At 47.5% G+C, this 474-nt stretch carries 1 pseudogene; it reads left to right on the forward strand.

Features of this window, described 5'->3' with window-relative positions:
* Positions 1–474: pseudogene (locus H6A28_RS14890) on the forward strand (hypothetical protein); the annotation flags it as partial.

Below are 474 nucleotides of genomic sequence, written 5' to 3' on the forward strand. Positions count from 1 at the left end.
ACTTTAACTCGTATGCAACGCACCGTGGTGACCACTTGACGGCACAACGTGCAACGTTTGCGAACCCGAAACTGTTTAATGAAATGGTGGTGCGCGCGGACGGTACGATTAAGCAAGGTTCGAAAGCACGTGTAGAGCCTGAAGGCGAAGTGATGCGTATGTGGGAAGCGATTGAAACTTATATGAATCGTAAGCAACCGCTGATTATCATTGCAGGTAAAGACTATGGTCAGGGTTCTAGTCGTGACTGGGCTGCTAAAGGTGTTCGTCTTGCTGGTGTTGAAGCGATTGTGGCAGAAGGTTTTGAGCGTATTCACCGTACTAACTTGGTGGGTATGGGCGTGTTACCGCTTGAGTTTAAAGCAGGAACTGACCGTAAAACTTTAGGTTTAGATGGTACTGAGCTGTATAGCGTGATTGGTAATATTGCGCCACGTTCGACGTTAACTTTAGTCATTGAGCGTGCTACGGAAG

This window comes from Bacteroides mediterraneensis (assembly GCF_016900355.1).
Taxonomy (GTDB): Bacteria; Bacteroidota; Bacteroidia; order Bacteroidales; family Bacteroidaceae; genus Phocaeicola.